Source organism: Stappia sp. P2PMeth1 (genome assembly GCF_900185735.1).
Lineage (GTDB): Bacteria > Pseudomonadota > Alphaproteobacteria > Rhizobiales > Stappiaceae > Stappia.
Genome location: NZ_FYAW01000035.1, coordinates 32,387 through 50,026 on the forward strand (window position 1 = coordinate 32,387; position 17,640 = coordinate 50,026).

Annotated in this window: 19 protein-coding genes; 16 read left to right on the forward strand and 3 right to left on the reverse strand. The window is 64.9% G+C overall.

The annotated features are described in order from the left end of the window. Nucleotides 1–159: 159 nt before the first annotated feature. From P2PM1_RS20045 to P2PM1_RS20120, 16 genes are all read left to right on the forward strand, one after another. On the forward strand, nucleotides 160–675 hold the full coding sequence (locus P2PM1_RS20045) for an Lrp/AsnC family transcriptional regulator (protein WP_244292960.1): 516 nt from the start codon (nucleotides 160–162) through the stop codon (nucleotides 673–675). Continuing rightward, nucleotides 596–2,353: an aminotransferase class V-fold PLP-dependent enzyme gene (locus tag P2PM1_RS20050; RefSeq protein ID WP_186400267.1), complete on the forward strand. Its 1,758-nt coding sequence runs from the start codon at nucleotides 596–598 to the stop codon at nucleotides 2,351–2,353. Before P2PM1_RS20045 ends, P2PM1_RS20050 begins: the two co-directional genes overlap by 80 nt. Then, nucleotides 2,350–3,819: an NAD(P)-binding domain-containing protein gene (locus P2PM1_RS20055; protein WP_186400268.1), complete on the forward strand. Its 1,470-nt coding sequence runs from the start codon at nucleotides 2,350–2,352 to the stop codon at nucleotides 3,817–3,819. Before P2PM1_RS20050 ends, P2PM1_RS20055 begins: the two co-directional genes overlap by 4 nt. Next, on the forward strand, nucleotides 3,816–4,301 hold the full coding sequence (locus P2PM1_RS20060; protein ID WP_186400269.1) for a CMD domain-containing protein: 486 nt from the start codon (nucleotides 3,816–3,818) through the stop codon (nucleotides 4,299–4,301). Before P2PM1_RS20055 ends, P2PM1_RS20060 begins: the two co-directional genes overlap by 4 nt. After that, nucleotides 4,298–4,876 (forward strand): peroxidase-related enzyme, encoded by a 579-nt coding sequence (locus P2PM1_RS20065; protein WP_186400270.1) that lies wholly within the window; start codon nucleotides 4,298–4,300, stop codon nucleotides 4,874–4,876. Before P2PM1_RS20060 ends, P2PM1_RS20065 begins: the two co-directional genes overlap by 4 nt. Nucleotides 4,877–4,931: 55 nt before the next feature. Continuing rightward, nucleotides 4,932–5,909 carry a TRAP transporter substrate-binding protein gene (locus P2PM1_RS20070; protein WP_186400271.1) on the forward strand — a complete coding sequence of 326 codons (978 nt, stop codon included), beginning with the start codon at nucleotides 4,932–4,934 and terminating at the stop codon, nucleotides 5,907–5,909. A gap of 84 nt (nucleotides 5,910–5,993) precedes the next feature. After that, nucleotides 5,994–6,461, forward strand: a complete 468-nt coding sequence (locus P2PM1_RS20075) for a TRAP transporter small permease (protein WP_208984833.1) — start codon at nucleotides 5,994–5,996, stop codon at nucleotides 6,459–6,461. Between the two features lies 1 nt (nucleotide 6,462). Beyond that, complete coding sequence (locus P2PM1_RS20080) at nucleotides 6,463–7,758, forward strand: TRAP transporter large permease (protein ID WP_186386556.1); 1,296 nt, start codon at nucleotides 6,463–6,465, stop codon at nucleotides 7,756–7,758. A gap of 111 nt (nucleotides 7,759–7,869) precedes the next feature. Further along, entirely contained in the window at nucleotides 7,870–9,168 is a 1,299-nt protein-coding gene (locus P2PM1_RS20085; RefSeq protein ID WP_186400272.1) for an FAD-binding oxidoreductase, read from the forward strand. 34 nt (nucleotides 9,169–9,202) lie between these two features. Continuing rightward, nucleotides 9,203–9,712: an L-2-amino-thiazoline-4-carboxylic acid hydrolase gene (locus P2PM1_RS20090; protein ID WP_186386558.1), complete on the forward strand. Its 510-nt coding sequence runs from the start codon at nucleotides 9,203–9,205 to the stop codon at nucleotides 9,710–9,712. 77 nt (nucleotides 9,713–9,789) lie between these two features. Next, nucleotides 9,790–10,914 carry an ABC transporter substrate-binding protein gene (locus tag P2PM1_RS20095; RefSeq protein WP_186400273.1) on the forward strand — a complete coding sequence of 375 codons (1,125 nt, stop codon included), beginning with the start codon at nucleotides 9,790–9,792 and terminating at the stop codon, nucleotides 10,912–10,914. Between the two features lie 171 nt (nucleotides 10,915–11,085). After that, nucleotides 11,086–12,000, forward strand: a complete 915-nt coding sequence (locus P2PM1_RS20100; protein ID WP_244301577.1) for a branched-chain amino acid ABC transporter permease — start codon at nucleotides 11,086–11,088, stop codon at nucleotides 11,998–12,000. Beyond that, nucleotides 11,993–13,003, forward strand: a complete 1,011-nt coding sequence (locus P2PM1_RS20105; RefSeq protein ID WP_244292964.1) for a branched-chain amino acid ABC transporter permease — start codon at nucleotides 11,993–11,995, stop codon at nucleotides 13,001–13,003. The genes P2PM1_RS20100 and P2PM1_RS20105 overlap by 8 nt, the downstream gene beginning before the upstream one ends. Beyond that, nucleotides 13,000–13,755 (forward strand): ABC transporter ATP-binding protein, encoded by a 756-nt coding sequence (locus P2PM1_RS20110; RefSeq protein ID WP_186386561.1) that lies wholly within the window; start codon nucleotides 13,000–13,002, stop codon nucleotides 13,753–13,755. The genes P2PM1_RS20105 and P2PM1_RS20110 overlap by 4 nt, the downstream gene beginning before the upstream one ends. After that, a complete protein-coding gene (locus P2PM1_RS20115; RefSeq protein ID WP_186400275.1) occupies nucleotides 13,752–14,462 on the forward strand; it encodes an ABC transporter ATP-binding protein in 711 nt (236 codons plus the stop codon). Before P2PM1_RS20110 ends, P2PM1_RS20115 begins: the two co-directional genes overlap by 4 nt. Nucleotides 14,463–14,502: 40 nt before the next feature. Continuing rightward, nucleotides 14,503–14,973 (forward strand): L-2-amino-thiazoline-4-carboxylic acid hydrolase, encoded by a 471-nt coding sequence (locus tag P2PM1_RS20120; protein WP_186386563.1) that lies wholly within the window; start codon nucleotides 14,503–14,505, stop codon nucleotides 14,971–14,973. Nucleotides 14,974–15,011: 38 nt separating this feature from the next. Here the strand turns inward: P2PM1_RS20120 and P2PM1_RS20125 are convergent, their stop codons facing one another. The 3 genes from P2PM1_RS20125 to P2PM1_RS20135 are packed head-to-tail and all read right to left on the reverse strand — an operon-like array spanning nucleotide 15,012 to nucleotide 17,575. Continuing rightward, nucleotides 15,012–15,947, reverse strand: a complete 936-nt coding sequence (locus tag P2PM1_RS20125; RefSeq protein ID WP_186400276.1) for a DMT family transporter — start codon at nucleotides 15,945–15,947, stop codon at nucleotides 15,012–15,014. Nucleotides 15,948–15,980: 33 nt separating this feature from the next. Further along, on the reverse strand, nucleotides 15,981–16,613 hold the full coding sequence (locus tag P2PM1_RS20130) for a 2-dehydro-3-deoxy-6-phosphogalactonate aldolase (RefSeq protein WP_186400277.1): 633 nt from the start codon (nucleotides 16,611–16,613) through the stop codon (nucleotides 15,981–15,983). Beyond that, complete coding sequence (locus P2PM1_RS20135) at nucleotides 16,610–17,575, reverse strand: 2-dehydro-3-deoxygalactonokinase (protein ID WP_186400278.1); 966 nt, start codon at nucleotides 17,573–17,575, stop codon at nucleotides 16,610–16,612. The genes P2PM1_RS20130 and P2PM1_RS20135 overlap by 4 nt, the downstream gene beginning before the upstream one ends. Nucleotides 17,576–17,640: the final 65 nt, after the last annotated feature.

Below are 17,640 nucleotides of genomic sequence, written 5' to 3' on the forward strand. Positions count from 1 at the left end.
CATGCAAACGCGCTAAACGCGAAAGACAATCCCGCCGAACGCGCAAGAGTTGAAATGGTTGCACTCAATTTGTGCAGGCACTGCCTACCCGCTTTTTTCGACGGCTTCGGAGTTTAGAAAGCTCATTCTCTGGTGGACTTCGAGAACGGATTTCTTAGGATGAATATCCTAACAAAAACTCCAGAGGTAGAACGAAAGATGCAAATTGATGAGTTTGACAGAAAAATACTTTCTGTAATTCAAGATGATGCTAGCCTATCTATAGCTCAGGTTTCTGAGAGGGTAGGTCTCTCGACAACGCCATGTTGGCGCCGCCTCCAGAAGCTCGAGCGAGAGGGGTATATCGACGGTCGCGTAACGCTTTTGAATCAAAGCAAAATCGGCCTCGAGCTCACGGTTTTCGTGATGATACGGACCAGCCAGCATAACACAGCCTGGCTGGAGAAGTTCAATAGCGTCGTGAGTTTATTCCCGGAAATCGTGGAAGTGAACCGATTGGCGGGCGAGTATGACTATCTCTTGAAGGTTATCACCAAGAGCAATTCGTCCTACGACGCCTTCTACAAGAAGTTCATCAATCTCATCGAGCTCAATGATGTCACATCCTGTTTCTCAATGGAACAAATCAAGCGAAGTACAAGGCTGCCACTCGACGCTGCCGGCGGCGGACGCTGACGCGCTGATCGCGCGGATCCGCGCCAGCGTCATCGGCGAGGGACGGCCGATCGAAACCCCCTTCGGCCTGCGCCCGCTCGTCTATGCGGACTATGTCGCCTCCGGGCGCGGACTGTCCTTCATCGAGAACCTGATCCGCGACCAGGTGCTGCCCGACTACGGCAACACCCATACGGAGACCTCGCACACCGGACGGCGGACGACGGTGCTGCGCGAGACCGCCCGCGAGACCATCCGCAAGGCGCTCGGCGCCGATGAGCGCCATGCGGTGATCTTCACCGGCTCGGGCGCGACCTCGGCCGTCAACAAGCTGGTGCGGGCGATGCAGTTGCAGGGACGGCTGCCGCGGCGGGCGAGCCTTGCCGAGATGACCGAGGCCGAGCGGCCGGTGGTCTTCGTCGGTCCCTACGAGCACCATTCCAACGACCTGCCCTGGCGCGAGACCGGCGCCCGCATCCGCCGCATTCCGCTGAACGCGGCCGGCGGCATCTGCCTCGACACGCTGGCGCGCGAGCTCGCCGCCGTGCCCGCCGGCGTGCCGCGCCTCGGCGTCTTCTCCGCCGCCTCCAACGTCACCGGCATCAAGACCGACGTGCGGGCGATCGCGAAGCTGCTGCATGCCCATGACGCCATGGTCTTCTGCGACTACGCGGCCGGCGCCCCCTACATGCCGATCGCCATCGGCGAGACGGCGCCGGGCGCGAACGACCATATCGACGCGCTGGTCCTGTCGCCGCACAAGTTCGTCGGCGGGCCGGGCGCCTCGGGCCTGCTGGTCTGCGACAAGGCGATCTTCGAGGGCATCGAGCCGACCACCACCGGCGGCGGCACGGTCAGCTACGTGACGGCCGAGGGCCATTGCTACGTGACCAGCGTCGAGCGGCGCGAGGAGGCGGGCACGCCCAACATCGTCGGCGACATCAAGACCGGCCTGGTGCTGGAGCTGCAGGCGCGGGTCGGCGCCCGCGAGATCGAGCGCCGCGAGACGGAGATGGTGGCGCGCGCCATGCGCGCCTGGGCGCAGGAGCCGAATATCGAGCTGCTGGGTCCGCTCGACGCCGAACGCATCGGCGTCTTCGCGCTCAACATCCGCTGCGGCGCCAAGAAGCTGCATTACGGCCTCGTCGTCGCCCTGCTCAACGACCTGTTCGGCATCCAGGCGCGCGGCGGCTGTTCCTGCGCCGGCCCCTATGGCCACGACCTGCTCGGCATCGACGGGGCGGACGCCCTGCGCCACCAGCAGGAGGTGCACAGCGGCCGCAGCGTGCTGCGGCCGGGCTGGGTGCGGCTCGGCTTCAACTATTTCTTCGACGAGCGGACGACGGACTATCTGATCGAGGCGGTGCGCTTCGTCGCCGCCCATGGCGCCGCCTTCATGTCGCTCTACAAGGTCAATCCGAGCACCGGCGTGTGGTCGGTGGCGAGCGGCGCGGCGCCGGCGGCGCGGCCCGCCTCGCTGTTCGAGGCGCTTGACGGTGCGGCGACGCCGCCAGCCGGCACCGAGGTGCCGGACTTCGCCGAGTGCCTTGCGATCGCGCAAGACATCGCGCAGAAGGCCAGCGCCGCATACCCGTGCAATCCAGCGATATCCATGCCCGAACAGGAGGATATTCGCTGGTTCTGGTTGCCCCATGAGGCAGCCGAGGCCGCACGTTCCGAGAATGAGGATCGCCTATGATTGACGCATCGCCATCCGCGCAGGGGCTTGAGCAGCTTGAGGCTCGCATCAAGTTCGAGCTTAGCTGCCTGAACCTGCCCGCAGCCAACTGGGTGCCCGAACAGGTCGCTCCGGACGGCGAGCAGGTCCATGATGTCGTGATCATCGGCGGTGGCATGTGCGGGCTTGTCGCGGGCTTCGCTCTGAGGTCGGGCGGCATCCGCAATCTCCGCATCCTTGACCGCAACCCTGCCGGTTACGAAGGCCCTTGGCTTACCTATGCCCGCATGGAGACCCTGCGCTCGCCCAAGACGCTGCCTGGCCCGGCTTTTGGCATGGGGTCCTTGACCTTCCGGGCGTGGTTCCAGGCCCAGTTTGGGTACAGTGCCTGGGAAGATCTCGACAAGATCCCTCGTCCCATGTGGATGGACTACCTGAAGTGGTATCGGGAGGTTCTCGACATCCCTGTCGAAAACGGGATCGAGGTCACTCGGATCGCACCCGAAGGCCGCTATCTGCGGCTTGCGCTTCGGGGCGCGGGGCAGCCGTCGATCCTGACCCGCAGGGTGGTGATGGCAACCGGGCGCGATGGGACCGGCGGGCCGAATATTCCCGCATTTGTCGAGGGCCTGCCGCGCAGTCTCTGGGCGCATTCGGCCGACCACATTGATTTCGCGGCGCTCAAGGGCAAGCGCGTGGCTGTTGTCGGAATCGGGGCATCCGCTGTCGACAACGCGGCCGAGGCGCTCGAGCACGGGGCGGCCGAAGTCCGCCATCTGATCCGGCGATCGCAAATGCCGGTTGTGAACAAGATGATGGGCATTGGCTCCTATGGCTTCACGCAGGGCTATTGCCAAATGTCGGACGACTGGCGCTGGCAGTTCATGCGCTACTCCTTCGTCACCCAGACGCCATCTCCGCGCGGCTCGACACTGCGCGTCAGCCGCCACCCGAACGCCTTTTTCCATTTTGGTGCCGGCGTTGAGAGCGCCCGCGTCGAACAGGGGCAGTTGCTGGTCGAGACCGCCAAGGGAACGCTGGAAACCGATTTCCTGATCCTCGGGACGGGATTCCGGATCGAGCCCGATGCTCGGCCCGAACTGGCCGAACACAGCGACCAGATCCTGCTGTGGAGGGACTGCTATACCCCTCCGCCAGGTCTGGAACATGCCGAACTAGGGAATTTCCCCTATGTCGGGCGTGACTTCGCGTTTCGCCCCAAGGATCCGGTCAAGTCGTCGTGGCTGCGGCAGGTCCATTGCTTCAACTACGGCGCGACGTTGAGTCTGGGCAAGGTGAGCGGCGATATTCCCGGCATCAGCGAAGGGGCGCGATGGCTCGCGGAAGCGATCGCGGCAGCGCTTTATACCGAGGATGTCGATCACCACTGGTCGGCGCTGGAGGCTTATGACCAACCCGAGTTGCTGGGCGACGAATGGCGTCAGTCCCCATGGCCCGAAAACCGTCAGGTGGAGGTGGAGGTATGAGCGATCATGTCCTGGAGCGCGCCGCGGGAGTGGCGCAGGCTGGAGGAGAGCTTGGGGCCGCGTTGGCCACCCGGGCGCGGCTGATGGACCTGACTGAAGGGTCGCATGATGCGGCGCTGCTGCCGAAGACCCCCGGCGGACTTGCGCACGGGCTTCGCGCCCATCTGGCCGCGCGCATGTCGCGCATCTGCTCGGACGATGCGCTGGCGCGTCACTATGATCGGCTTGGCGAGGTTTCGCCTGATCTGGCCGACCTGGCGCGGCCGGGCCATCAGCCTGAAGCCCCGCGCCTGGCCGCACTGGTGGCATATGTGGACAAGATGACCCTTCATCCCAAGGAAGCCACGGCTCAAGACATCGATATTCTGCGCGATGCAGGTGTTGCAGAGGATGACATCGTTCGTCTGGCCGGCCTGGTGGCTTTCGTGAACTATCAGATCCGGGTGGCAAAGGTCTTGCGCGTCATGGAGGGGCAGTCATGAGCCGGGTAATCACGAAATTCACGACCCGTGTTCCTCATTGGCGTCCCCATGTCACGCCGGTCGATCTGGATCACGCGAGCGACGAACAGCGCGAGGCGCTGAAGGAAACGCCGTCGAACACCAAGATTTCCGAGTATGTTCTGGTTCTGGCCCATGATCCCCAGGCGCTGACCCTGCGCACGCCGCTGTTCAACGGCATCATGTATGACCCGGGCGGTCTGTCCCGTGCCGAGCGGGAACTGGGCGCGGTGGCGGCGTCCTTCGTCAATCGCTGCATCTATTGTGCGGCGGTTCATGCCAGTCGCTACAATCAGATCACCAAAGACAGCAGCGTCATGCAAAAGGTGTTCCTGGATGGCGAGAAGGCAGACATCGACCCCCGTGCCAAGGCCATTCTGAGCTTCGGGGTCAAGCTGTCGCTATGTCCGCCCGAGATCACACCCGAGGATGTGGACGCCCTGCGCGCGGTCGGGCTGGACAGCCAGGAGATTCTGGACCTGACGCTTTCGACGGCGCTTTTTGGCTGGGCCAATCGCCTCATGCACACTTTGGGTGAGCCTGTAGAGAAGTCCTGACGGTTGGGACCAATCCGGGGGAGGAGACCCCCGGCGCTTAAGAGGAGACGGTTATATGACTCGCACATTCAGGATATTGGCGGTGGCAGCAGTGACGGGCCTGGCCTCCGCAATGCCTGCGGCAGCCCAGACGCTGCGTCTGGCCACAGTTGTGTCTGCGCCGCATCCCTGGGTGGATGCTGCCGAGGTGTTCAAGACCGAGGTCGAGGCGAAAACGGGTCTGACCGTCGAGATTTTCCCCGGTGGCCAGCTCGGGAACGACCAGACCGTGGTCGATGAGATGCGCATCGGAACGGTCGATGTGATGATCGGCGGCGTCCAGAATATCTCGCCCTTCGTCAAGAAATTCGAGTTCTTCAGCCTCAACTATCTTTTTGGCGGAATGGACAGTTTCCGCGCGGCGACGGATCCGGAAGGCGAGATTTTCGCCCGTTTCAAGCAGGAAGTGGCCGATGCCGGAGTGGGGCTGAACTTGCTGGCGCTGACCGGCGGCGGCACGCGCAATCTGTCGACTTCGTCGGGGCCCGTCACCAAACCGGAGGACCTGCAAGGCACGCGCATGCGCGTGACGGGCTCGGCCCTGGACGGAGAGACCTGGCAGACCTTCGGGGCCCTGACCACCTCGCTGCCCTGGACCGAGGTCTATACGGGGGTGCAGACCGGCGTTGTCGGTGCGTTTGAAAGCACGATCAGCGGGTTTTACGGCGCGCGTCTGTATGAAGTGGCGAAATACCACAACAAGACCGAGCACCAGATCATGATGAGCCATATTTCCATCAGCGAGCTGACATGGGGCAAGCTCTCGGAAGAAGAGCGGGCGGTGATCGAAAGTGCAGCCATCGCGGCAGCGGCCCATGGGACCGACATGGGCGAGAGATATGACGCCGAGCTCATCAACCGGCTGGCCGAACAGGGCGTGACGGTCTCCGAGGTCGACAAGGATGCCTTCATCGCAAAGATCATCCCCTTGCACGAGACCTATGCCGACCGCCTTGGGGCGAGGGACTTGTTGGAGATTATCCGCGGGCTGTAGTCGGCAACCGGCCACGGACCTTGTCCGTGGCCATTTTTCAATGAGGGGATGATGCGTACTCTAAATACCCTTCTTGAAAGGGTGATGATCTTTGTTGCCAACTGCCTGTTCGCGATTTTCATATCCGCGATCCTGTATCAGGTTGTGGCCCGCAACTATCTGATGATCTCGGTGAACTGGACGGATGAAGTCGCGCTATTCTGTTTTGTCTGGTCGGTGTTCTTCGGTGCGGCCGTGGCGTTTCGACGTGGGGTGCATTATGTGGTCGAAATTCTTCCGCACCGGTTCATCACGCTGAACAACATCCTGCGCCTGTTCGGGTCGCTGGCTTGCCTTCCGGTGATTTACGTCCTCGTCGTCCATGGGCAGATTTTCGCCGAGATGGGCTGGCGGAGAAGCTCTGTCGCGCTGCAAATGCCGATGGTCTACGCCTTTGCCGCCATCCCGATTTCGGGCGTAGCCATGGCGCTGTTTGCGATCGAGGTCATTCGTGACGACTTTCGTCGTCTGCGAACCCGCACGCCCGTCGGACGACAGCCTGAGGATTACTGACATGCCCCCCTTTCTCACGCTGATTCTCAGCTTCCTGGGTCTGATCGCGTTGCGCGTGCCGATTGCCTTTGCCATTGGCCTGGCGTCGATCATCACGATCTGGCAGCTCGGTATCCCGCTGACCTCCGTCATCAACCAGATGTTCGCCAGTATCAATTCGTTTCCGCTGCTGGCGGTTCCGTTCTTCCTCCTGCTTGGACGTTTGATGAACGACGGAGGAATTACCGATCGCTTGCTGAATTTTGCGGACGCGACTGTCGGACACATCCGGGGTGGGCTGGGGCATATAAACGTCATGGTATCGATGATGTTTGCCAGTCTGTCAGGGTCGGCCGCGGCCGATACAGCCAGTGTGGGAGGGGTGCTGATCCCGGCGATGAAGAAGGCGGGGTATCCGGCGCCGTTTTCCGTCGCGTTGACGGCGGCGTCCTCTGTATTGGGAGGGATAATACCGCCGTCCATCCTTATGGTGATCTATGGCGCGTTCGGGAACGTCTCCGTCGGCGCCCTCTTTCTGGGCGGTATTGTGCCGGGAATTCTGGTGGGCCTGTCCCAGATGGGCTACACTTACGTTGTTGCAGGTAAGTTCGACGTAAAGCCAAAAGAAAAAGCCTCGTTCAAACGTGTTGTCGAGACCGGTCTGCATGCTGCGCCGCCGATGATCCTGCCGATCGTCGTCCTCGGTGGGATTATCATGGGCGTCTTCACCGCTACCGAAGCGGCGGCCATTGCCGTGGCGGTCGGGTTTTTGCTGTCAATGGGCTTTTATCGCGCCATCCGGATCAGAGACCTGCCCAAGATATTCTCGGATTCGGTCATCTCGTATTCGCTGCCCATGTTTGCGGTCGCGTCGGCGGGGATCATGGGGTGGTTGATTTCCTATCTGGGCATTGCGACCGATGCGGCCACGTTCATCCTCTCGGTGACGGACACGCGCATCGGGTTGATGCTGATGATCATGGGGTTCATGCTGATCATCGGGACGGTCCTGAGCCCGGTCACCGCCGCCATCATCTTTTTGCCCATCATCCAGAGCATCGGCAATGTCGGCGGAATAGATCAGGTGCATCTGGGTCTTATTGTCATCCTGTCGCTGACCCTCGGACTGATTACGCCGCCATACGGAATTTGCCTCCTGATTGCGACGCAGATCGGGAATGTCTCCAGCCTGCGCGCGTTCGTGGCAATCATGCCCTTGATAGGACTGGTCATGGCGATCATCGTATTGGGGATCGTGTTTCCAGGACTGTTCATGTATCTGCCTTGGACTTTCTTGCCCGATGCATTCCCCAAATAGGCCATCTGCTGTCCTGCAACCGCGATGGCGGCTCCTGCAGCGGCGACAATCCGGGGCAGGAGCTTCCATCCACGAACCTCCCTCCCGGGTCTCTTGAGAACGGACCAACCCATGTTTTCCAGCAAGCAGATCTCGGCATCCCTGTGGGCGGACACGGCGCCGCCCAGGCCGCCGGCGCCCCCGGTCTCCGGCCGCATCGAGACCGATGTGGCGGTCATCGGCGGCGGCTTCTCGGGGCTTTCCACGGCCCTGCACCTGGCCCGCGCCGGGCACCGGGTCACGGTGCTGGAAGGCATGGAGGTCGGCTTCGGCGGATCGGGCCGCAACAACGGCCAGGTGATCCCGACGATGACGGCGGCCGAGCCGGATGCGATCGAGACGCGGTTCGGCGAGACCGGCGAGCGGTTCGTCGCCCTGGTGCGCGACAGCGCCGCCTATCTGTTCGACACCGTCCGCGAGGAAGGCATCGATTGCGAGGCGGAGCAGACCGGCTGGTTCCAGCCGGCGCACCGGGAAAGCCGGCTGAAGCTGAGCCGCGCCCGTGTCGAGGCCTGGGCGAAGCGCGGCGCGCCGACCCGGCTGGTCGATGCGGCTGAATGCGCCGAACTGCTCGGCTCCGACCGCTGGTTCGGCGGCATGTACAACCCGACCGGCGGCCATATCAATCCGCTGGCGCTGGCCCGCGGCCTGGCAGGCGCCTGCGAGGCGAAGGGCGTCACGATCCACGAGAAAAGCCCGGTCGAGGCGGTGGAGCGGCGCGAGGGCCGCTGGCACCTGCGCACGCCGGCCGGCGAGGTTGTCGCCCGCGCGGTGATGCTGGCGAGCAACGCCTATACCGGCGTCCTGTCGTCGCGGCTGGCGCCGAGGGTCGCCCGCTCCGTCGTGCCGGTGCTGTCCTGGCAGATGGCGACGCGCCCGCTCACGGAGGCGCAGCGCGAGGTGGTGGTGCCGGGCCGGCAGGCGGTCTCCGACACCCATGGCGACCTGCATTTCTTCCGCTACGACAAGCGGAACCGCCTGGTGACCGGCGGCGCGCTGGCGCTCGGTCACAACGGCCCGGACCGGCTGCGCGACCTCGTCGGCCGCCGGCTGCAGACGGCGTTTCCGGTGCTCGGCAAGCCGGAGTTCGACTTCGTCTGGAACGGCTATATCGGCATGACCGAGGACCGCTTCCCCTTCATCTGCCAGCTCGGCCCGGATTTCTGGTGCTGGGCCGGCTGCAACGGCCGCGGCGTCGCCCTGTCGATCTCGCTCGGCCGCGAATTCGCCGCGGCGATCGCCGGCACCCCGGTTGCCGATCTCGCCCTGCCGATGTCCGATCCCAAGCCAATCCCCCTGCACGGTCTGGTCACGACCTTCGCCCCGCCGGTGATGCTCCCGCTCTACCGGTGGCGCGACGGCCGCGACTGACCCAAGCAGGACAGCCAAGAGGACGATGCCCCATATGACCCAGCACACCACCAGCGAGCCGGTCGTCACGCTCGACATGCTGAAGGCCGCCTTCGCCATGCGCGCCAAGGCCTATGCGCATATGTTCGACGTGCTGCGCGAGGCCTATGGCGCCGAGCGCGCCGTCGAGCTGATCGCCGAATCCACCCGTCGCCTCGGCAAGGACATGGGCAAGAAATTCGCGCATCTGGGCCCGGGCGACCTGCCGGGCCTGAAGGACGCCTTCATCGGCGGCATCCCGTGCTCGGCCGAAATGTTCGCGCCCGAGATCAAGGCGTGCGACGACGAGCGTCTGGAGATCCAGTTCCACCGCTGTCCGCTGAAGGACACGTGGACGGAGCAGGGCCGCAGCGAGGAGGATCTCGAGCTGCTCTGCAAGGCCGCCGGAGCCATCGACGGCGGCCTGTTCACCGAGGCCGGCTTTACCTTCAAGGGGGAAACCTGGACAAAGGGCAAGACCGGATGTTGCCTGCTGCGGGTCGAGCCCGGCGTCGGTGCAGGCTGAAACGACCGTCATCCCGGCCGCGGGGTGACCCCAACAAACAACAAGACAAGCTCTTCCAGATACAGGAGTAGATCACTATGACCATGTCTCGCAGGACCACTCTCGGACTGTTGGCCGGCGTTGCCGGCATGCTCGCCGTTCCGGCCGCCGCGCTCGCCGACGGCCCGGTCTATCTCGGCTACCAGTTGCCGCTGACCGGCAACACGGCGCAGTACGGCCAGGACTTCAAGACCGCCGCCGAGATCGCCCTCAAGGACTTCAACGCCTCCGGCAAGCTGAAGGTGCCGGTGGAGATCATCTTCGAGGACTCGCGCTCCGACGCGAAGGAAGGCGTCGCCATCGCCCGCAAGTTCGTCGACGACAAGCGCATCGTCGCCGCGCTCGGCGACTTCACCTCGACCGTGTCGATGGCCGCCGCCCAGGTCTACCAGCGCGCCGGCATGGCCCAGCTCAGCCAGACCGCCTCGCACCCGGACTATGCCAAGATCTCCGAATGGCAGTTCCGCAACATCACCACCCAGGCCCAGGAAGGCGTCTACAACGCCGACTGGATGACCCAGAACGGCCTGAAGAAGATCGCGGTGATCGCCGAGCAGACCGACTGGGGCCAGTCGGTGGTCAAGGACTTCGCCGAGCAGGTCAAGGCGAATGGCGGCGAGGTGGTCTTCACCGAGTTCTTCAACCGCGGCCTGCCGGACTTCCGCTCGATCATCACCAAGATCGAGCGCGCCAAGCCGGACGCGATCTACACGGGCTTCTTCTATGAGGACGGCGCCCAGTTCCTCAAGCAGATGAAGCAGCTCAACGTCGAGACCCCGGTCTATTCGACCTCCGCCGCCTACAACCAGAAGCTCGTCGAACTCGCCGGCCCGGCGGCCGAAGGCCTGTTCCTGACGGTCACCTTCCTGCCCAACAGCGAGAGCGAGAACGTCAAGACCTTCGTCGACGAGTGGAAGGCGGCGCGCGGCGGTGCCGAGCCCGGCCAGTTCCCGGCCCAGGCCTATGACGCGGTCAACATCATGCTGGAAGCGGTCGCCCGCGCCTATCCGGACGTCTCGCGCCAGAACGTCCGCGACGAGCTGGCCAAGACGACGGACTTCCCCGGCGTCACCGGCGTCACGTCCTTCGACGAGAACGGCGAGGCGCTGAAGCAGCTCACCAAGGCAACGGTGACCGACGGCCAGTTCGTCCCGGTCAAGTAACGCCGCGTTCCCCGCTCTCCGGCCGCAAGGTGCGGGGAGCGGGGCCGCAGCCGGGCTCCGCAGACCTGGCGCATGTCGAGGACCTGCCGCCGCCACGACCCGGTCTCCGGGCGGCGGGGACGGCTCCCCCTTGCGCCTGGTCCCCGTGTTCCCAGGTCAGGACAGGTTCCCGTGATAGATCCCTATTACCTGCAACAATTCACGATCGGCATATCGCTGGGCATGGTCTATGCCCTGATGGCCATCGGCTTCACGCTGATCTTCGGCGTCCTCAACGTCGTCAACTTCGCCCATGGCGAGGTCTACACGATCGGCGCCTTCGCCGGCATCATGGCGATCGCCGCCTTCGGCCCGCCCTTCCTCGTCATCGTCTTCATCGTCCTGGCGGTCGGTGCGCTGTCCGGCTTCAGCCTGGAGCGGGTGGCGTTCAGGCCGTTCCGACGGTTCTCCGACGAGGCTTCGCTGAAATCGCGGGCGATGCGCGAGGCGACGCTGATGTCCTCGCTCGCCATGTCGATCATCGCCCGCGAGGCGATGGAGCTGCTGTTCGGCTCCGAGTTCCAGACCATCGACATCAGCTACCTGATCAACAAGCCGATCTCCCTCGGCCCGGTGACCATCGTCAACGGCGACATCATCATCTTCCTGGTCTCGGTGCTGATGCTGGGCGGGTTGCAATGGCTGCTGAAATACAGCGCCATCGGCCTGTCGATCCGGGCGGTGTCGAACAATCCCTTGGGCGCGAAATATGTCGGCATCAACACCGACCGCACCATCGTGCTGACCTTCGTCATCGGCTCGATGATGGGCGCGCTCGCCGGCATTCTCGTCGGCCTCTATTACGGCGCGGTGTTCCCCTCGATGGGCTTCATTCCGGGGGTCAAGGCCTTCGTCGCCATGGTGATGGGCGGGTTGAGCTCGATCCCGGGCGCGGTGATCGCGGCGCTGGTGCTGGGGGTGGCGGAGAGCCTGTCGACGACCTTCATGTCGTCGGTCTGGGCCGACATGGTCGCCTACCTGTTCCTGATCGTCACCCTGGTGTTCTTCCCGCGGGGGCTCTTCGGAGCGAGGAGGGAACGTGTCTAAGGATCTGATCACATCGGCGGTCCTCAAGATCGCCATCCTGGCGGTGCTGTTCGCCGCCCTTCCGGCCCTGCTGGCCTATCTCGGCCAGGGCTATCTCTACCAGGTCGTCATGCTGGCGCTGATCTTCTCGCTGCTGGCGGTGTCGCTGCAACTGGTCACCGGCATCGCCGGCCTGCTGCACCTGGGCCATGCCGCCTTCTACGGCGTCGGCGCCTATATCGCGGCGCTGGCCGGAGCCGATTACGGCATCGGCTTCACCCTCGGCCTGCCGCTGGCGGGCCTGGGCGCGGCGGCGATCGCCTTCGTCGTCGCCCTGCCGACCATGCGGCTCGTCAGCATCTATTTCGCCGTCGCCACGCTCGGCATCGGCCAGATGATCTTCCTCGTGCTGCAGAACTGGGTCGAGGTCACCAAGGGCCCGAACGGGGTGATGCTGTTCACCGGCATCGACCTGTTCGGCTACACGGTCGACAGCGAGCTCGGCACCTATTTCGTGGTGGCGACGATCGTCTGCGCCTCGATCTGGGTCATCCACCGGCTGAGCCATTCCTACTACGGCAATGCGCTGCGCAGCCTGCGCGAGGACGACCAGTGCGCGGATGCGATGGGCATCGACACGGTGCGGCTGAAGATCGAGGCCTTCATGATCTCGTCCTTCTTCGCCGGGATCGCCGGGGCCTTGTGGGCCTATACCACCGGCTACATCTCGCCGATGGACTTCGATTTCTCGGAATCGATCCTGATCCTCGCCATGGTCGTGGTCGGCGGGCTGGGCAGCATTCCCGGCGCCGTCATCGGCGCCCTGCTCTTGATCCTGCTGCCCGAGGCGCTGCGCGGCGTCGGCGACATCCGCAACATCATCGTCGGCTTCGTGCTGTTCTTCTCGATCCTGTTCCTGCCCAAGGGACTGTTCGGCGAGGTGCCGGCGCTGAACTTCATCCGCCGGCAGTTCGGCTCCGCCTGGCAGGACAATCCCGACAAGCAGAAGGTGGGCTGGAAATGAGCGCCATGCTTGAGGTGGACAACGTGTCCCGGCGCTTCGGCGGCCTGATGGCGGTCGACAGCGTCACCACCACGGTCGGGGAAGGGGAACTCGTCGGGCTGATCGGCCCGAACGGCGCCGGCAAGACGACGCTGTTCAACCTGATCTCCGGCTTCACCCCGGTCTCCTCCGGCGAGATCCGCTATCGCGGCGAGACGATCAGCGGCCTCAAGCCGTCGGTGATCGCCTCGAAAGGGGTCTCGCGCACGTTCCAGAACCTGCGCGTCTTCCCCAACATGACCGTCTTCGACAATGTCTCGGTCGGCGCGGTCGGGGCCATCGGCCAGAGCCCGTGGCAGGCGATCACCGGCGGCTCGAAGCGGGCGCAGCAGATCTCCGAGCGAAGCTGGGAGGCGCTGGAGAAGGTCCGGCTGACCCAATACGCCAACGATCTGGCGGCCAACCTTGCCTATGGCAAGCGCAAGTATCTGGAGATCGCCCGCGCGCTGGCGATGAACCCGGACCTGCTGATCCTTGACGAACCGGCGGCGGGACTGAACGATTCCGAGACGGCGGAGCTTGCCGCCTTCATCAAGGAACTGCATTCAAGCGGGATCACCGTCATGCTCGTCGAGCACGACATGGGTCTCGTGATGAGCATCTGCGAGCGGATCGTCGTGCTGGCGTCGGGCCGCAAGATCGCCGATGCGGAACCGGCGGTCGTCCGGCAGAACCGCGAGGTCCTGGAAGCCTATCTGGGGGTGGACGAGTGAACGTTCTCGAAATCGCAAACCTGTCCCTGCGGATCGGCGTCCAGGACATCCTGCACGACATCAGCCTGGACCTGCCCGAAAAGGGCATCTACGCCATTCTCGGCGCCAATGGTGTCGGCAAGACCAGCCTGATGCGCTGCATCTCCGGCATCTACCACCCGACCGGCGGCGAGATCCGCTACGAGGGCAAGAACATCGTCGGCCTGAAGAGCCACCAGATCGTCGATCTCGGCATTCTCCAGGCCCCCGAGGGGCGGCAGATCTTCTCCAACATGAGCGTGCTGGAGAACCTGACCATCGGCGGCGGGCCGCTGAAGACCGCAGAACTCGACCGGGTGCTCGGGCTGTTCCCCAAGCTCAAGGAACGGCTCAAGCAGGGCGCCGGCTCCCTGTCCGGCGGCGAGCAGCAGATGCTGTGCATCGGCCGCGCCTTGATGCGCCGGCCCAAGGTGCTGCTGCTCGACGAGCCCTCGCTCGGCCTTGCGCCGATGCTGGTGCGCTTCATCTTCGACCTGGTCGAGGAGATCCGCGCGCAGGGCTACTCGATCCTGATCGTCGAGCAGAACGCCAAGGCGGCGCTGCGCATCGCCGACCGGGCCGCGGTGATCGAGGGCGGGCGGATCGTCATGGAGGGCGCGGCCAAGGATCTCGCCAATGACAGCCGCGTCGCCGATGCCTATCTGGGAGGGCATGTCGCGGCGCATTGAGCTGCGACATCGGGTACCAAACGGAAACGAGGGAACGACGATGACGCTGCCGATGATCGAGAAACGCCGTATCGAGGCCGCGGTGCTCAAGCATGTCTTCGACGTGCTGGTGGAGCGGCACGGGCGCGAGGAGGCGGAAAAGGTGATCGGCGAGGCCGTCTCCAACTCCGCCATCGCGCAGGGCAAGGAGTTCCGGGAGAAGGAGCCGAGCGAGCCTGACCTTGAGAACTTCGCCGACCTGCTGCCGCTGTGGCAGATGGACGACGCGCTGCAGATCGAGGTGCTGGAGAAGGGGCCGGACCGGCTCGACTTCAACGTCAAGCGCTGCCGCTATTCCGAGGTCTACAAGGAGATGGGGCTCGGCGATATCGGCCACCTGCTGTCCTGCAACCGCGATGGCGACTTCTGCATCGGCTACAATCCGAGGATGGAGCTGACGCGCACCCAGACGATCATGAAGGGCGCGTCCCATTGCGATTTCCGCTACCGGCTGAAGCCGGCGGCCGAATAGGCTCCTCGCTTTCCTGTTTCAAAATGACGGCGCGGTCCTCACGGTCCGCGCCGTTTTCTTTCGGTGAAGACGAGGCCGATGCCGCAGGCGGCGATCAGCGCCGCGCCGACCAGCGTCAGCGGGCGCGGTGCGAGGTCGAACAGCACGAGATCGAAGAGGGCGGCCCAGATCACCGCCGAATAGCGGGTGGCGGCGACCATGGTCGAATGGCGCGCCCGCGTCGCCGAGGCGATCAGCAGATTGCTGAGGATATAGAAGACGATCATCGCCGCGATGATGCCTGTCTCGCCGGCGACCAGCGGCCGCCAGTCACCGACGACACCCATGGCGAATGCCAGCATCAGCGTCGCGACGCTGGCCGTGAAGGAGAGTTCAAGGCTCGGCACGCTCGAGGCGCGCCGGCTGGTCAGCAGGTCGCGGGCGACATAGAAGCCGGCCGAGAAGATGGCCGAAAGGGCGCCCTCCATGCTTCCCGCAAGCGCCGGGCCGGTGGCGATCAGCGCGCCGGAAAACGCCAGCAGCAGCAGGATGCGCCCGCGCGGCGACAGGGGCTCGCCGGCCAGCAGCCAGTTCATCGCCATCACGCCGATAGGGATCGTCATCATCACCGTGGCGACGAAGCTGAGCGGGGCGAGGGTGAGCGCGTGCATCAACCCGGCGGTGGCGATGGCCTCCAGCGCGGCGCGCGCCAGCACCACGCGCGGCGGCCAGCGCAGGCCGCGCCGGATCATCAGCGGCAGCAGCAGGAAGATCGTGCCGACCGCCCGCAGCAGGATCAACTGGCTGGTCGGCATCACCGCCAGCAGCTTGACGCAGGCATTGTTGATGGTGCCGGCCCCCGTCGCCAGCAGGCCCTCGATCAGCGGCCGCCGGTCGCCGGGGGCGGGCGGCGGGCCGTGATCGTGTGCGGGCTGGCCGGAGTTGGATTGGCCGGATGTGGGGTGATCGCGCAATCGGCCGGCATCTGACGGCATGGCGGTGGGGCTCCCGAAGGGAGGAAGAGGGAATCAGGTGCCGGGGAAGGCCTTGCGGGCGGCGGCAATGAGGCTGCGTGCCCGTTCCGCAAGCTGGTCCAGCGAAATGCCGGGCCGGTAGAGCGAGGAGCCGAGGCCGAAGCCGCTGGCGCCGGCCTCGCACCAGGGCGCCATCGTCGTGGTGTCGATGCCGCCGACGGGGAGCAGCAGCGCGTCCTGCGGCATGACGCTGCGCCAGGCCTTCAGCGCGCGGGGCTCCATCGCCTCGGCCGGGAAGAGCTTCAGCGCGTCCGCCCCCTGGCGCAGCGCGGCGAAGGCTTCGGACGGGGTGGCGACGCCCGGAAGCGTCACCAGTCCGCGCGCCTGCGCTTCCGCCACCACGTCGGGCGCGTAGTTCGGCGCGACCATCAGTCGTCCGCCGACATCGGCAAGCCGGCGGCACTGCTCCGGCTCGAGCACCGTGCCGGCGCCGATCAGCGCGCGTTCGCCATGGGACGTCGCCAGCCTGCCGATGCTGGCGAAGGGATCGGGCGAGTTGAGCGGAACCTCGATGATGCGGAAGCCGGCCTCGAACAGGACGTCGGCGACATCGGTGATTTCCGCCGGCGTGACGCCGCGCAGGATGGCAACGAGCGGGCAGGCGGCAAGCGCTTCGCGCAAGGTCATGTCAGGTCTCCCTTGGCCGCGGCGAGGATCTGCCGGGCACCGTCGATCGCGGCATGGTCGCTGCCGTCCATGACATCCAGGCCGAAATGGCGGGCGACGATGGCATAGCGGCGGTTGAGCCCGTCATTGCCGACGATGCCGATGCGCTCGCCCCTGGCGAACTCGCCCTTGGCGAAGAAGCCGCAATTGCGGGCCTGCCGGAACTCCTGCGCGATCAGGAGCCCGGAGACGTAGTCGCGAATGTCGCCTGGAGCAAGCTTGCCGGCGAGCATGCCGGTGCGCGCGGCAAAGACCAGCGAGAGCATGGCATCGCCCTCCGCGCCCTCCGGTGAGCCGTCGACGATGCCGCGCTCGAAGGCGGCGATGTTTTCCCCGGCATGGTCCGAGCCGGCGGCGGCACGGGCAATGAACGAATGCTGCGTCAACAGGGCGAAGACCTCGCCGGTGACGAAGGTGCGGAAGCCCGAGATCCGCCCGCCGGCAACGCGCGCCCACTTGCTGTGGGTGCCGGGCAGCACGAGCGTTGCGTCCCTGTCGAGGCCGAAGCCGACGATCTGGGTCTCCTCGCCGCGCATCACATCGGGGAAGGGCGCGCGGGCCGGATCGGTGATGCCGGGAAGCAGGATGGCGCGCGAGCCGTTGGCGAGCGTCCGCGTGACGGTTCCCTTTGCGAGGTCTTCGACCGCGCAGGGGCAGGGGACATAGGGCACCTCGATCCAGCCGTTGCGGCTGGTGACCATGCCGACCAGCACGATGTCGAGCGCCCCTTCCGCCGAAAGCCAGGGCGCGAGCAGGGCCAGCAGCCGGGTCTCGAACGAGCCCTTTTCCACAAACTGGATGCCGTCGCCCGTCTCGATGCGGTCGCGCTGCGTGCCGTCGGCGGCGAGCAGCACCGCGCGGAAGGAGGTGGTGCCCCAGTCGACCACGATATGCGGCGCGTTGAGGGCGGAGGGGGAGGGCATGAATCGGTCCTTTCGGGGGCGGCGATGGGTCGAGCATTGATGCTTGTCTTAGCCGCAGAAACAAG